The organism is Kitasatospora sp. NPDC088264, assembly GCF_040685715.1.
Lineage (GTDB): Bacteria > Actinomycetota > Actinomycetes > Streptomycetales > Streptomycetaceae > Kitasatospora.
On sequence record NZ_JBFBIR010000005.1, the window covers coordinates 33548 to 47410 of the forward strand.

The 13863-nt window shown below is 73.2% G+C and carries 13 protein-coding genes; 7 read left to right on the forward strand and 6 right to left on the reverse strand.

Annotated features, from left to right (window positions below):
- Positions 1–30: 30 nt before the first annotated feature.
- Positions 31–906 (reverse strand): metallophosphoesterase, encoded by an 876-nt coding sequence (locus AB0O82_RS06290; protein ID WP_350878102.1) that lies wholly within the window; start codon positions 904–906, stop codon positions 31–33.
- 225 nt (positions 907–1131) lie between these two features.
- Between AB0O82_RS06290 and AB0O82_RS06295 the strand changes: the two genes are divergently transcribed.
- The 6 genes from AB0O82_RS06295 (at position 1132) to AB0O82_RS06320 (ending at position 7808) form a co-directional block, all read left to right on the forward strand.
- Complete coding sequence (locus AB0O82_RS06295) at positions 1132–2046, forward strand: serine protease (RefSeq protein WP_363580728.1); 915 nt, start codon at positions 1132–1134, stop codon at positions 2044–2046.
- A 335-nt stretch (positions 2047–2381) separates the two neighbouring features.
- Complete coding sequence (locus tag AB0O82_RS06300; RefSeq protein WP_363580730.1) at positions 2382–3872, forward strand: S28 family serine protease; 1491 nt, start codon at positions 2382–2384, stop codon at positions 3870–3872.
- A 140-nt stretch (positions 3873–4012) separates the two neighbouring features.
- On the forward strand, positions 4013–4690 hold the full coding sequence (locus tag AB0O82_RS06305; protein ID WP_363580732.1) for a TetR/AcrR family transcriptional regulator: 678 nt from the start codon (positions 4013–4015) through the stop codon (positions 4688–4690).
- Entirely contained in the window at positions 4674–6308 is a 1635-nt protein-coding gene (locus tag AB0O82_RS06310) for an acyl-CoA dehydrogenase family protein (protein WP_363580734.1), read from the forward strand. Before AB0O82_RS06305 ends, AB0O82_RS06310 begins: the two co-directional genes overlap by 17 nt.
- A complete protein-coding gene (locus tag AB0O82_RS06315) occupies positions 6305–7183 on the forward strand; it encodes an amidohydrolase family protein (RefSeq protein ID WP_363580736.1) in 879 nt (292 codons plus the stop codon). Before AB0O82_RS06310 ends, AB0O82_RS06315 begins: the two co-directional genes overlap by 4 nt.
- A gap of 154 nt (positions 7184–7337) precedes the next feature.
- Positions 7338–7808, forward strand: a complete 471-nt coding sequence (locus AB0O82_RS06320) for a hypothetical protein (RefSeq protein WP_363580738.1) — start codon at positions 7338–7340, stop codon at positions 7806–7808.
- 7 nt (positions 7809–7815) lie between these two features.
- On the opposite strand, the gene AB0O82_RS06325 is transcribed toward AB0O82_RS06320, so the two are convergent.
- From AB0O82_RS06325 to AB0O82_RS06335, 3 genes are all read right to left on the reverse strand, one after another.
- Positions 7816–8652, reverse strand: coding sequence for a helix-turn-helix transcriptional regulator (locus tag AB0O82_RS06325; RefSeq protein ID WP_363580740.1), 837 nt, complete (start codon positions 8650–8652; stop codon positions 7816–7818).
- Positions 8653–8787: 135 nt separating this feature from the next.
- Entirely contained in the window at positions 8788–9270 is a 483-nt protein-coding gene (locus AB0O82_RS06330; RefSeq protein ID WP_063347418.1) for a DUF2269 family protein, read from the reverse strand.
- 154 nt (positions 9271–9424) lie between these two features.
- A complete protein-coding gene (locus AB0O82_RS06335; protein WP_363580742.1) occupies positions 9425–10132 on the reverse strand; it encodes a 4'-phosphopantetheinyl transferase superfamily protein in 708 nt (235 codons plus the stop codon).
- A gap of 284 nt (positions 10133–10416) precedes the next feature.
- Between AB0O82_RS06335 and AB0O82_RS06340 the strand changes: the two genes are divergently transcribed.
- Positions 10417–11865, forward strand: coding sequence for a choice-of-anchor A family protein (locus AB0O82_RS06340; protein ID WP_363580744.1), 1449 nt, complete (start codon positions 10417–10419; stop codon positions 11863–11865).
- 147 nt (positions 11866–12012) lie between these two features.
- Here AB0O82_RS06340 and AB0O82_RS06345 read toward each other — a convergent pair whose 3' ends face one another.
- A complete protein-coding gene (locus tag AB0O82_RS06345) occupies positions 12013–12510 on the reverse strand; it encodes a hypothetical protein (RefSeq protein ID WP_363580746.1) in 498 nt (165 codons plus the stop codon).
- Between the two features lie 126 nt (positions 12511–12636).
- Positions 12637–13863, reverse strand: coding sequence for a kynureninase (kynU, locus tag AB0O82_RS06350; RefSeq protein ID WP_363580748.1), 1227 nt, complete (start codon positions 13861–13863; stop codon positions 12637–12639).

Here is a 13863-nt window from a genome sequence, read left to right on the forward strand (position 1 = left end):
CGGACGGTCGGGCGGCGGGGCAGGGCGCACCTACGCCTGCGGGAAGACCTCGCGCAGCAGCGGCTCCGGCAGCCCGCGCTTGCGCCACTCGCGCGGGTAGCCGAGCGAGACCTCCTCGAACGGGACACCGTCGTAGCTGGTCTTGCGGGGGATGTGCAGATGGCCGTAGATCATCGCCGCGGTGTTGAAGCGGCGGTGCCAGTCCGCGGTCAGTTCGGTGCCGCACCACTGGGCGAACTCGGGGTACCAGAGGATCTCGGTCGGGTGGCGGACCAGCGGGTAGTGGTTGACCAGGACGAGCGGTACGTCCGGGTCGCAGGCCGCCAGCCGCTGCTCGGTCAGCCGGACGCGCTCGCGGCACCAGGAGTCGCGGTCCGGGAACGGGTCCGGGTGGAGCATCCGCTCGTCCGCGCAGACGATGCCGCTCTCGTAGGCGGCCGCCAGGGACTCCTCCTTGGTGGTCGTGCCCGGCGCGCGGAAGGAGTAGTCGTACAGGAGGAAGAGCGGGGCGATGCGGACCGGTCCGCCGGCGCCCTGCCAGAGCGGGTACGGGTCCTCGGGGGTCAGCACGCCGAGGCTCCGGCAGAGGTCGACCAGGTGGTCGTAGCGGGCCACGCCGCGCAGCTGCACCGGGTCCTCGGGGTGGGTCCACAGCTCGTGGTTGCCGGGGGCCCACACCACGCGGGCGAAGCGTTCGGCGAGTAGCCCGAGCGCCCACTCGATGCTGGTGGTGAGCTCGGCGACGTCTCCGGCGACGAGCAGCCAGTCGTCGGGGCTGGTGGGCCGGAGCTTCTCCACGAGGTCGCGGTTCTCCTGGTAGGAGATGTGCAGGTCGCTCACGGCGAGCAACCGCCCACCCGCCCCCGTGGGCTCCGACGGCGCGTCGCTGCGGTACTCGGTAGTCACTCCTGCCCCCTGTGGTCACCCGTCCGATGTCGCCACAGTACGTGGCGGACGGGGGCCGTGGGGCGGGTTGACGCGATCGGCGGTGCGAAGGGAGGGGTCGGCGCACCGCCGCCACCGCGCGAACGAGCCATTGCGGCCGAAGTGCTTTCTTGGTGTCGTCTTGACTCTTGACAGTGAGTCATGTCCGCGACAGCTTTGGTGCACCCCCACACCGAGAGGTCTCTCATGAAGAAGCCGCTCATAGGCATGCTCGCCACCGTCCTGGTCGCCGGAGCAACCGCCCTCGCCGGCGCCCTCCCGGCCCAGGCCGCCACCGCGGAGGCCCCCGCCGCCGTGTCCGTCGCGGCCCGGGACGGCCAGTCCCTGAGCGACCAGGCCCAGGTCACCGACACCAAGGCGGCCCCCCGCGCCGTCAACTTCGCCGGGACGGTGGCGCTCAACAACTGTTCCGGTTCGCTGGTCCGGATGCCAGGCTCGGCCGCGAGCGACCCGGCCCTCGTCCTGTCCAACGGCCACTGCCTGGAGTCCGGCATGCCCGGCCCCGGTGAGGTGATCCTCAACCAGCCCTCCAGCCGGACCTTCACCCTCCTCAGCTCCAGCGGCAGCGGGCTCGGCACCCTGCGCGCGACCAAGGTGGTCTACGGCGCCATGACCGACACCGACGTGTCGATCTACCAGCTGAACACCAGCTACGCCTCGATCCAGTCCCGGTACGGGATCGCCCCGCTGACCATCTCCGCCGCCCACCCCACGCAGGGCACCTCGATCAAGGTCGTCTCGGGTTACTGGAAGAAGATCTACTCCTGCTCGATCGACGGCTTCGCCTACCAGTTGAACGAGGCCGACTGGACCTTCAAGGACTCGGTCCGCTACACCTCCGGCTGCAACGTGATCGGCGGAACCTCCGGCTCGCCGGTGGTGGACGCGAACACCGGGCAGGTGGTCGCGGTCAACAACACGATCAACGAGAACGGCGAGTCCTGCACCCTCGACAACCCGTGTGAGGTCGACGAGAACGGCTCGGTGACGGTGCACCAGGGCATCGGCTACGCCCAGGAGACCTACGGCATCCCGGCCTGCTTCGCCGCCGGCAACCGGTTCGACCTCACCCTGCCCGGCTGCACCCTGGTCCGGCCCTGACCCGACCGTCGGGACGGCGCTGACCCGACCGTCGCGAAGGCCTTGACTCGACCGTCGCGAAGGCCCTGACCTGACCTGGCCGTCGCGAAGGCCCTGACCTGACCTGGCCGTCGCGAAGGCCCTGACCCGACCTGACCTGACCGCCGCCCCGTGCCCGACCGTCACGACGTGACGGAACCGGGGCGACCCCGCTGACCAGCACCGATCCCCGATGGGCCACCCGTGAACGGCGGGTGGCCCATTCGGCCGTCCACCGGGCGGCCGCCGCACCACCCGCGCCGCACTGTCGGTCCCGACAGGGCGGCAGTCATATCCGTGTGACCAATGGAGAGTTGATGACCACCACGCTGCGAAGGCTGCTGGTTTCCGTCCTGCTGATACCGCTGCTCGCGCTCGGCGGCCTGGCGACCCCGGCGCTGGCCGCCGGTGCCCAGGGCGCCGACGCCGCCGGGGCCGCCCACGGCCGGAGCCCCGCCGACGACCCGAATGCCGACATCAAGGACCGGCTGGCGGCGATCCCCGGGGTGACGATCACCGAGGAGAAGCCGACCACCACCGGCCACCGCTACTTCCTGCTCACCTACACCCAGCCGATCGACCACTTCCGCCCCTGGCTGGGCACCTTCCAGCAGCGCTTCAGCGTGCTGCACCGGGGCTACGACCGCCCGACCGTCTTCTACACCAACGGCTACACGTTGGGCACCAACCCGTCCCGCACCGAGCCGACCCGGCTGGTGGACGGCAACCAGGTGTCCATCGAGTACCGGTACTTCACCCCGTCGCGCCCCGAGCCGGCGGACTGGTCCAAGGCCGGCATCCGCCAGCAGGCCGCCGACTCGCACCGGCTGGTGACCGCGCTCAAGCGGATATACCAGCAGGAGTGGCTCTCCACCGGCGCCAGCAAGGGCGGCATGTCCTCCACCTACTTCCGCCGCTTCTACCCGGACGACGTCGCGGGCACGATCGCGTACGTGGCGCCGAACAACACCGACGTCAACGACTACGCGGCCTACACCAACTTCTTCCGTACCGTCGGCACCCCCGAGTGCCGGGCCGCGCTGAACGCCGCCCAGCGCGAGCTGCTGGTGCGCCGCGACCGCCTGGAGACCCGCTACGTGGCCGACAACAAGGCCGCCGGCTCGACCTTCAACACCCTCGGCACGCCGGACCGGGCGTACGAGGCGGGCGTGCTCGACGTGGTCTGGGCGTTCTGGCAGTACAGCACCGAGGCGGACTGCGCCAAGGTCCCGGCCGCGGCCACCGCGACCGACGACGCGCTGTACGCGTGGTTCGACTCGCAGTCCGGCATCACCGGCAACAGCGACCAGTCGCTGGCGAAGTACACCGCGTACTACTACCAGGCCGCGACCGAGCTGGGTGCGCCGTTCTTCGACGTCTCGCACCTCAAGGGCGTGCTGCACTACGACTACAAGGAGCTGTACTCGGCCCGGTCGTACGTGCCGAAGGAGATCCCGATCTCCTTCAACCCGAACGCGATGCGGGACATCGACCGCTGGGTGAAGCACGACGCCGAGCGGATCATCTACGTCTACGGCGGCAACGACCCGTGGGGCGCCAAGCCGTTCAAGCTCGGCCGGGGCAGTGACGACAGCTACGTCTACACCGTGCCGGGCGGCAACCACGGCTCCAACATCGGCCAGCTGCCGGCCGCGCAGTCGGCGGAGGCGACCGCCAAGGTGCTGGAGTGGGCCGGCCTGGGCGACCAGGACGCCGCCCGCTCGCTCGGCAAGAAGCAGCAGATCCCGCCGTTCGGCCCGCTCGACGAGGAGGGCCTGAAGCTGGAGTCGCAGCGCCACCCGCTGTAGAGCGCCACCCGCTGTAACCGGCAGGCCGTGACACCGTGTGACGCCTTGGAGGAGGCCGTCCCCAGCCGGGGGCGGCCTCCTCGCGCATCTGGCGGGGCCGACCCCTCACCGAAGCACTGAATCAGTGCTTCAATACTTTCATGGCCTACCGACGCACGCCCGCCGTCCAAGCCCGGCTGGACACCCAGCGCGAGGCCGTGCTGCAGGCGGCCGTCCTGCTGCTCGCCGAACGCGGCTACGGCGGCTGCACGATGGCCGCCGTGGCGGACCGCGCCGGGATCGCCACCGGAAGCCTCTACCAGCACTTCGCCAACAAGGCCGAGCTGTCCGTGCAGCTGTTCCGCCGGGTGGTCACCCACGAGATGGCGGCCGTCAACGCGGCCGTCGCCCTCCGGGAGGGCCCGCGGCAGCGGATCGCCGCGGTCGTCGAGACCTTCGCCGCCCGCGCCCTGCGCGCGCCCCGGCTGGCGTACGCGCTGCTGGTCGAGCCGGCCGACGCGGTCGTGGACAGCGAGCGCCTGGTGTTCCGCCGGGCGTTCCGGGACGTGATCGCCACCGAGATCGCCGCCGCCGTGGCGAGCGGCGAACTCCCCGAGCAGGACCCGGTGCTGACCGCCGCCGCGCTGGTCGGTGCGGTCGGCGAGGCGCTGGCCGGCCCGCTCGCGGCCGCGCCCGCGCCCGCGCCCGCGCCTGAGGCAACGGCCGCGCCCGCACGGACGGCCGCGCCCACGAAGCCGGCGGGCACCACCGACGTGGTCCCCGCCCTGGTCTCCTTCACTCTGCGTGCCCTGGGAGGACGCGATGACAGCGACGCATGAGGTCACCAACCAGGTGCCCCTGCCGTACGGACACGACACCGCCGCCGATCCGACCCTGCTCGCCGCCCTGCACCGGGCCGGCGCCGGCTGGGCCGAGGCCGAGCTGCACGAGCTCGGCCGCCTGGCCGGCTCCGAGCAGGCCGCCGAGTGGGGCCGGCTGGCCAACGAGAACCCGCCCGTCCTGCGCACCCACGACCGCTTCGGCCACCGCGTCGACGAGGTCGAGTTCCACCCGGCCTGGCACGAGCTGATGCGCACCGCCGTCTCCCACGGCCTGCACGCCGCGCCCTGGCGGGACGAGCGGCCCGGCGCCCACTCCGCCCGGGCCGCCAAGTTCTTCGTCTGGGGGCAGGTCGAGGCCGGCCACACCTGCCCGATCTCGATGACCTACGCCGCCGTCCCGGCCCTGCGCGCGAACCCCTCCCTGGCGGGCGAGTTGGAGCCGCTGCTGGCCGCCACCACGTACGACTTCGGGCTGCGCGAGCCGCGCACCAAGCGCGGGCTGATCGCCGGCATGTCGATGACCGAGAAGCAGGGCGGCTCGGACGTCCGCACCAACACCACCACCGCGACCCCGCACCCGGACGGCACCTACCGGCTGACCGGTCACAAGTGGTTCACCTCGGCGCCGATGTCCGACCTGTTCCTGACGCTCGCCCAGGCGCCGGGTGGGCTCAGCTGCTTCATGCTGCCGCGCGTCCTCCCGGACGGCACCCGCAACCGCCTCCAGTTGATGCGGCTCAAGGACAAGCTCGGCAACAAGTCCAACGCCTCCGCCGAGCTGGAGTACGACGGCGCGGTCGGCTGGCTGGTCGGCGAGGAGGGGCGCGGGGTGGCGACCATCATCGAGATGGTCAACATGACCCGTCTGGACTGCACCGTCGGCGCCGCCTCCGGCATGCGCTACGGCGCCACCCGGGCCGTGCACCACGCCCTGCACCGGCGCGCGTTCGGCCGGCCGCTGGTGGACCAGCCGCTGATGCGCAACGTGCTCGCCGACCTGGTGGTGGAGTCCGAGGCGGCCACCGCCGTCGCGATGCGGCTCGCCCAGAGCACCGACCTGGCCCTGGCCGGGGACGAACCCGAGGCGCTGGTACGGCGGTTGGGCCTGGCGGTGGCCAAGTACTGGGTCTGCAAGCGCGGCCCGGCGCACGCCGCCGAGGCGCTGGAGTGCCTGGGCGGCAACGGCTACGTCGAGGAGTCCGGGATGCCCCGGCTCTACCGGGAGGCGCCTCTGGTGTCGATCTGGGAGGGCTCCGGCAACGTCGCCGCCCTGGACGCGCTGCGCGCCATGGCGAAGCGCCCGGAGACGGTCGAGGCCTTGCTCGGCGAGCTCGACGCCGCCGCCGGGGCGGACCGCCGGCTGGACGCGGCCGTCGCCGACCTGCGCAAGCAGCTCACCGACCAGGCCGACCTGGAGTACCGGACGCGCCGGCTGGTCGAGTCGATGGCGCTGGCCTTCCAGGGCGCGCTGCTGGTCCGCCACGGCAGCCCGGCGGTGGCCGACGCGTTCTGCGCCACCCGCCTCGCCGGCGACCGCGGCTCCGCCTTCGGCACCCTGCCGTCCGGCGTCGACACCGCCGGGATCATCGACCGGGCCCGCCCGGTGCCGGCGTGAGCGAATCCCAGGAGGTCCGCGCGTTCTGGCAGGCCCTGGGCCTGCCAGGCCTCATCGACGTGCACACCCACTTCATGCCGAAGAACGTCCTCGACAAGGTGTGGGCGTACTTCGACGCGGCCGGCCCGCTGGTGAACCGGCCCTGGCCGATCACCTACCGCGAGGCCGAGGCGCAGCGCGTCCAGCGGCTGCGGGACTTCGGCGTCCGGGCGTTCACCTCGATGCTCTACCCGCACAGGCCCGGCATGGCCGGCTGGCTGAACGCGTGGTCGGCCGACTTCGCCGCCCGCACCCAGGAGTGCCTGCACACCGCGACGTTCTTCCCCGAGCCCGAGGCGCCCGGCTACGTGGCCCGCGCGATCGAGGACGGCGCCCGGGTGTTCAAGGCGCACGTGCAGGTCGGCGGCTACGACCCGGCGGACCGGCAGCTGGACGAGGTGTGGGGGCTGCTCGCCGAGACCGGCACGCCGGTGGTCACCCACTGCGGGTCCGGACCGGTGCCGGGCGACTTCACCGGCCCCGGTCCGATCGGCGAGGTGCTGAAGCGCCACCCCGGACTGGTCCTGGTGGTCGCCCACCTCGGCATGCCCGAGTACCGCGACTTCCTCGACCTCGCCGAGCGCCACCCGGCCGTCCGGCTGGACACCACGATCGCCTTCACGGACTTCGCCGAGGCCGACGTCCCGTTCCCGCGCGCCGAACTGCCGCGCCTGCGCGGCCTCCAGGACCGCGTCCTGCTCGGCAGCGACTTCCCCAACATCCCGTACCGGTACGTGCACCAGCTGGAGGCACTGGCCGGGCTGGGGCTGGGGGAGGAGTGGCTGCGGGCCGTCTGCCACGACAACGCCGCCGGGCTCTTCGGGCTGCCGGGCTGAGGCGGCCGGTCGCCGGGGGTGCGGCCCTGAGCGCCCCCGGCCCCGGGCCCTTACCTGCGGGGTAATCGACGCCCGGCGGCCGGGCGGGCAGGGTGGGGGGCCCGGCCGGCGTCACCGCCGCCGGGCCCCATCCCCGTCAGGAGGCTGACCCGCCATGTCCGCGAACACCCTCACGCCCGCCCGCCCCGGCTCCGCCTCCCCCCTGTGGACGGTGCGCGGCGTGCTCGCCCTGGACGCCCTGGTCACCGGCGGCAACGGCCTCGTCTACCTGGCCTTCGCCGGCCCGGTCGGCGAACTGCTCGGGGTCGGCCGTAGTGTCCTGCTCGCCCTCGGGCTCTTCCTCACCGGCTACGCCCTCGGGGTCGGCGCCCTGGCCGCCCGCCGGTGGCCGCCGCGGCTCGCGGTGCGGGCGGTGATCGACCTCAACGCCGTCTGGGTGGTGCTCAGCCTGGTGGCGATGGCGGCCTGGCTGGAGCCGACCACGGCCGGTGCCGTCTGGATCCCGGTGCAGGCGGTGGTGGTGGCCCTGTTCGCCGTCCTCCAGTTCACCGCGCTGCGCCGACGCGACGGTCGCGTCGGCCGCGTCGGGGGCGTCGGGGGCGGCACCGAGGGGCGCCGCACCTGAACCGGGGTCAGCGCTCCGGGCCGACCGCGTCCTGGAGGAACCGCACCGTCTCCGCGTCGGCCGGCAGGAGGGTCTCCATGGCCAGCTCGGAGACCGTCACGTCCAGCGGCGTGTTGAAGGTCGTGATGGTGGACAGGAACGACAGCACCCGCCCCTCGTGCCGGATCCGCATCGGCAGCGCGAACGGGAACAGCCCGGCGCCGTCCGCCTGCTCCCCGCCCGGGCCCGGGTCGTCCGCCGCCGTCGGGTAGCCGGCGACCTCCTCGTACAGCCGCCGCAGCGCCTCGCCGCGCAGCAGCTCGATCCGGTGCTCCACCCGCTCCAGCAGGTGCCGCCGCCACTGCGGCAGGTTCACGATGCGCGGCGCCAGCCCCTCGGGGTGCAGGGCGATCCGCATCGCGTTGAGCGGCGGTTCCAGCAGGTGCGGGGCGACGCCGTCGAGGAGCAGCCCGAGCGAGCGGTTGGCCGCCAGCACCCGGAAGGTCCCGTCGACGACCAGCGCCGGGTACGGGTCGTGGGCGGCGAGCAGCCGCTCCAGGCCGCCGCGCAGCGCGTCCATCGACGGGTCGTCCAACGGCGTCTCGGGGAAGTGCGGGGCGTAGCCGGCCGCGAGCAGCAGGGTGTTGCGCTCGCGGACCGGGACGTCCAGGTGCTCGGCGAGCCGCAGCACCAGCTCCCGGCTCGGGCGGGACCGGCCGTTCTCGACGAAGCTGAGGTGCCGGGTCGAGGAGTCCGCCCGCAGGGCCAGTTGCAACTGGCTGAGCTGTCGCCGTTCGCGCCAGCCGCGCAGCAGCGGACCGACTCCGGTACCTGTCGGGCTGCCCATGCCCGCCATGATCGTCATGGCCAGGACGGTACTGGACCGGGCCCGCCCCGGGGGAGAGGGCCTTCCGGCCCGGTCGGCGTGGCTTCGGCCGGCACGGCCGGGCGGTGGAGTCCCTCGTTCGCTACGGCTTCGGTACGGCTTCGGGGGCCCGGCTCAGACGCCGGTGCTCGACCCCGGCCGGATGACCATCAGCACCACGACCACCGCCCACAGCAGGTTGAACACCCCGGCCGTCATCGGCAGCAGCCGCAGGCCCTGGACGGCCTTGGCGTGCTGCTCCGGCGCGGTGTCGGCGCCGAGCGCGTCCACCGCGGCCTGCTGCCCGGGCAGGACGAAGAGCAGCAGCGAGAGCGCGGCGATCGCGGTGAGCACCATCGAGACGATGATCCAGGACTGCCCGAGCACGTCCATCACCTGGGCGAGGCCGATGCCCATCACCGGCACCGCGACCCCCAGCAGGGCGTAGACCTGGGTGATCCGGTGCAGGATCCGCAGCACGCCCGCGTCCGAGGCCTGGTCCGGCCCGCCGGCCAGCGCGGCCTTGGCCCGGCGCGGGAACATGCTGACGGCCACCGCGACCGGGCCTATGAACAGGACCGACGCGAGGACGTGCAGGCTCAGCAGGAACTTGGCCATGGCGGGGACACCCTTACATCCGGCGGTGGGCAGCTGGTGCGGCGGGCGTCCGGTGGCGGCGCGCCCGCGATCAGGCACGCTAACACCGCTTATCCGGGGGCCCGCCGCGCGGGTGGGCGTGCTCGTTCCGCAGGACGGCGGAGCTCCGCCCTGGTCAGCCCGCCGTCGTCAGCCGGACGATCCTCGGCGCGGCGGTGCTGACCGCCGCGACGGCGGCGCCGTGCTCCGGGTCGGCCCAGTCGAGCAGGTGCAGGTCCTGGTGGCGGCTGCGCAGCGGGGCGCCGGGCGGGACGTCCAGGGGCAGGTCGGACAGGTCGACGGAGGCCAGGGTGTCCAGGGTGGCCCGCCCGATCTTGATCAGCGACTCCTTGCGCACCCACAGCCGCAGGAACGCCTGGTCCGGCTCCGGTGCCGTCTCGACCAGGCGCAGTTCGGCGGGGGAGAGCACCCGGCGGGCGACCGCGCCCAGCGACCCACCGCGCGCGGCCAGCTCGACGTCCACCCCGACCGGCTGGTGGCCGGCTCCGGCCGCGACCACGCCCCGGGTGTGCGACAGGCTCACGTGCACCTCGGGGTGGTCCGGCAGGTACGGCTTGCCGTGGTCGGCCAGGCCGCAGTCCGGGCACTGCTGGGCGAGCGTGAGCGAGGCCGCCGGGACGTCGAGCAGCCGGGCGGCGCAGAGCCGGACCAGCACGTGGCCGGCGGTGAAGTCGATCCGCCCGGACTCGTGCCGGAAGCGGGCGGCGCGTTCGAGTTCGAGGGGGGTGAGCAGGTGCTCGCCCGCTTCGGGGTGCCGCAGTACGGCGTCGGCGGACGCGACGGCGACGAGCGGCGTGCTCTGGTCCTGGGCCTCGGAGGTCATTGCTCCAACCTAACGGGCGCGGGCGTCGGGCGGGGGCGGCGCGGAGGTCGTCCGGGCAGGGCCGGTGGGAGGCGACTGCTGCGCCGCGCGGTGGATTCTCGGATCGGATCTGAGGATCTGTAGGGTAGGAATCGCCCGATTTGATGTTGGATGTCCCGGATCTGCGGGATCGCCAGCAGATAGTACGAACGGGGCAGGTTGTGCGCACCTGCTCCTTTTCCTATGCGCGGAGGAATGTGTCGATGGGTCAGGGCACCGGTACGCCGGATCACAGAACGACCGCCGTGAGAAGAGAACCCGCCACCCGCAGGCGTCGGACCGTCCGGGTCGCCGTGGCGACCGTCGTCGCGGCGCTGCCGCTGGCGGCCGTGCTGACGGTCGGTTCGGCCGCGCCGCTCGCCCCGCCGCTGGGCGCCTGCACGGGCCCCGACTGCCCCGCCACCTGGCCGCCGCCGAACAACGGCGACTTCCCCGGCCGGGACGCCAGCATCAACGTCTTCACCGGCGGCGACTACACCGTGACCGGTCGCGCCGCGGAGGCCGAGGGCAAGATCGTCGCGCTGGGGAACCTGACCGTCGAGAAGAACGGCGGCGGCATCTACAACATGGGCGTCGTCGGCGTCGGCTCGCGCGTCGTGCCGCCCAACGGCAGCGACTTCGTCACCACCGGCGGCAACGTCGACGTCGTGACCGGCAACTCGATCCTGATCGGCGGGAGCGACTCCCACGGCCCGGCCTTCGGCAACCTGCGCCACGCGGGCAGCGTCACCGGCACCGTCAGCATCGACCCCACCGGCCAGTCGATCCAGGACCCGAACGCCGCCGCCCCGTACCAGACGGTGCTCACCCAGATCGAGGAGATCTCCGACTGCGTCGGCAAGGCCGCCGCGACCGGCACCGTCGACATCTCCTCCAGCCAGGCGACCCTCACCGGTGACGGGACCAGCCTGAAGCAGGTCTTCAACGTCACCCAGAACCTCGCCTCGCCGAGCGGCGGGCAGATCGGACTGGTCTTCAACAACATCCCGGCCGGGGCCACCGTCGTGGTGAACATGCTCGGGGACAGCCCGATCATCAACACCTACACGGGCACCGGCCTGGCCGGGGACCAGACCACCGACATGCGGTCGAAGCTGATGTACAACTTCCCGACCGCGACCTCGGCGCAGATCCTCGGCAGCGCCCAGTTCCAGGGCTCGGTCCTGGCTGGCAACCCGGGCGGCACCACGACCATCGCCCAGCCCGGGATGAACGGCCGGGTGTACCTCGCGGGCAACCTGATCCACACCGGCACCGGCGGTTACGAGATCCACAGCTACCCGTTCGACGGGGACCTGCCGGACTGCCAGACGACGCCGAGCCCGTCGCCGTCCACCTCGCCCTCTTCCTCCCCGTCCTCCTCGCCGTCGTCGTCGCCCTCCTCTTCGCCGTCGTCGTCACCGTCCTCCTCGCCCTCTTCCTCCCCGTCCTCCTCGCCGTCGTCGTCGCCCTCTTCCTCGCCGTCGTCGTCACCGTCCTCCTCGCCCTCGGCCAGTCCGTCCAGCTCGGGTCCTGCCCCGACCAGCCACCACCCGTCCGAGCACCCGACCAGTCACCACCCCGGTGGCGGTGGTGAGCTGCCCTCCACCGGCGCGGGCAACGCCCCGGTGGTCTTCGGCCTGGCCGGCGTCGGCCTGCTCGGCCTCGGCGGTCTCGCCGTCCTGGCCGCCCGCCGTCGCGGTCGCCACAGCTAGGGCCTGCCCAGCGCAAGGACGCCCGAGCAGCAACAACGGCCCAGGCCGCCCGTGTCGACCCCGACCGGGCGGCCTGGGCCGTGTCGACGGCCCGCCGCAGGCATGCGTCGGCCCCTCGCCCAGCACGGGCGAGGGGCCGACGGCGGCTCAGCGGGAGCGGAAGAAGCGGTCCACCGTGCGGCGGCCGGCGGCGACGGCGTGCACCGGTTCACCGACCACCCGGCCGGCCAGCGTCACGGCCAACTCTCCTACGTCCTGCCGGAGTTGTTCGGCGGCTTCGGCCCGGTCGGCGGCGATCCGCGCGTGGGTGGCGGTGACCAGCCGGTCCCGGTCGCGGATGCCCTCCGCGCGGGCCGCGGCGACGGCCGCCGCGCCCTGCTCGGCGTACTCCTGTCGGATCCGGGCCGCCTCGTGCCGGGCCTGAGCCAGTTCCTGCCGGCCGGCGTCGTGGGCGGCCTCGGCTTCGGCGCGGATGGCTTCGGCGCGTTCGGCGCGGCCCTCGGTCGCGTCCCACCGCTCGGCCTGAATCCGCTCGACGCGGGGGAGGATGCGGTGGCCCAGCGTCCACGTGATCAGGAAGAACAGGGTCAACCCCAGGGCCAGCATGAAGGGTTCGGGCGAAAGCGGTCCGAGTTCGATGTTCACGCAAACCTCCCCTTGTGGCTGACGGTGAGTCAATCAGGAGGTTTCCCAAGGGTGATGAGGGTCGAACTTTACCTGGGCATGACGTGCGTCACTGTTCCATGGCGGGCCGCGGCGCGGCGCCGGGCCTCAGGTCACCTCGCCCCGGAGGGAGAACCGCTCCTCCCGCCACTCCCCGCCGGCCAGCACCTCGGCCAGCTCCCGGGCCGCGTCCCAGGCGTCGGTGTACGAGAGGTACAGCGGGGTGAAGCCGAACCGCATGAGGTCGGGCGCGCGGAAGTCCCCGATCACGCCGCGCGCGATCAGCGCCTGCACCACCGGATAGCCGTCGGCGTGCCGCAGCGCGACCTGGCTGCCCCGCCGGGCGTGCTCGCGCGGGGTCACCACCTCGATCCCGTCCAACCCCTCGACCAGTCCGATGAACAGGTCGGTCAGGGCCAGGCTCTTCGCCCGGACGGCGGCCGGGTCGGCGCGCTCCCAGACGTCCAGGCTCGCGCCCAGCGCGGCCTGCCCGAGCAGCGACGGCGAACTGGTCAGGAAGCGCCCGATGCCCGGCTTGGGGTCGTACCCGGGCTCGAAGGCGAACGGGCGGGCGTGCCCGAACCAGCCGCTCAGCGGCTGCCGCGGGCCGGCCGCGAGGTGCCGCTCGGCGACGTACAGGAAGGCCGGCGAGCCGGGGCCGCCGTTCAGGTACTTGTAGGTGCAGCCGACCGCGAAGTCCGCTCCCGCGGCGCCGAGTCCGACCGGCAGCGCGCCCACCGAGTGGCAGACGTCCCAGATCATCAGCGCGCCCGCGGCCTGCACCCGGGCGGTGATCCCGGGCAGGTCCAGCAGCTCGCCGGTGCGGTAGTCCACGTGCGAGAGGACGACCGCGGCGACGTCGCCGTCCAGGTGCCGGTCCAGCTCCTCGGGCCGGACCAGCACGCTGCGCGCGCCCTCGACCAGGCCGGTGGCGCCCTCGGCGATGTACAGGTCGGTCGGGAACGCCTCGCCGTCGCCCAGCACCGTGCGCCGCCCGGGGCGCAGCCGCAGCGCGGCGACGAGCACCTTGAACAGGTTCACCGAGGTGGTGTCGCAGACCACCACCTCCTCCGGCCCGGCCCCGACCAGCGGGGCGATCCGCCGCCCCAGCCGGTAGGGCTGCTCGAACCAGCCCGCGTCGTTCCAGCTGCGGATCAGCTCCCGGCCCCACTCCTCCTCGACCACCTGCCGCACCCGCTCCGCGGTGCGCACCGGCAGCGCGCCGAGCGAGTTCCCGTCCAGGTAGACCACCCCGTCCGGCAGGGCGAACTCCTTGCGGAACGCCGCCAGCGGGTCGACGGCGTCCAGCGCCGCGCACTCCTCGCGCGTGACCAT

What these genes read in the sequence shown, in the direction of transcription:
- AB0O82_RS06295 (WP_363580728.1), top strand. Translation starts at nt 1,132, where the DNA reads ATGAAGAAGCCGCTCATAGGCATGCTCGCCACCGTCCTGGTCGCCGGA.
- AB0O82_RS06300 (WP_363580730.1), top strand. Translation starts at nt 2,382, where the DNA reads ATGACCACCACGCTGCGAAGGCTGCTGGTTTCCGTCCTGCTGATACCG.
- AB0O82_RS06305 (WP_363580732.1), top strand. Translation starts at nt 4,013, where the DNA reads ATGGCCTACCGACGCACGCCCGCCGTCCAAGCCCGGCTGGACACCCAG.
- AB0O82_RS06310 (WP_363580734.1), top strand. Translation starts at nt 4,674, where the DNA reads ATGACAGCGACGCATGAGGTCACCAACCAGGTGCCCCTGCCGTACGGA.
- AB0O82_RS06320 (WP_363580738.1), top strand. Translation starts at nt 7,338, where the DNA reads ATGTCCGCGAACACCCTCACGCCCGCCCGCCCCGGCTCCGCCTCCCCC.
- AB0O82_RS06325 (WP_363580740.1), bottom strand. Translation starts at nt 8,652, where the DNA reads ATGACGATCATGGCGGGCATGGGCAGCCCGACAGGTACCGGAGTCGGT.
- AB0O82_RS06330 (WP_063347418.1), bottom strand. Translation starts at nt 9,270, where the DNA reads ATGGCCAAGTTCCTGCTGAGCCTGCACGTCCTCGCGTCGGTCCTGTTC.
- AB0O82_RS06335 (WP_363580742.1), bottom strand. Translation starts at nt 10,132, where the DNA reads ATGACCTCCGAGGCCCAGGACCAGAGCACGCCGCTCGTCGCCGTCGCG.
- kynU (WP_363580748.1), bottom strand. Translation starts at nt 13,863, where the DNA reads ATGGTCACGCGCGAGGAGTGCGCGGCGCTGGACGCCGTCGACCCGCTG.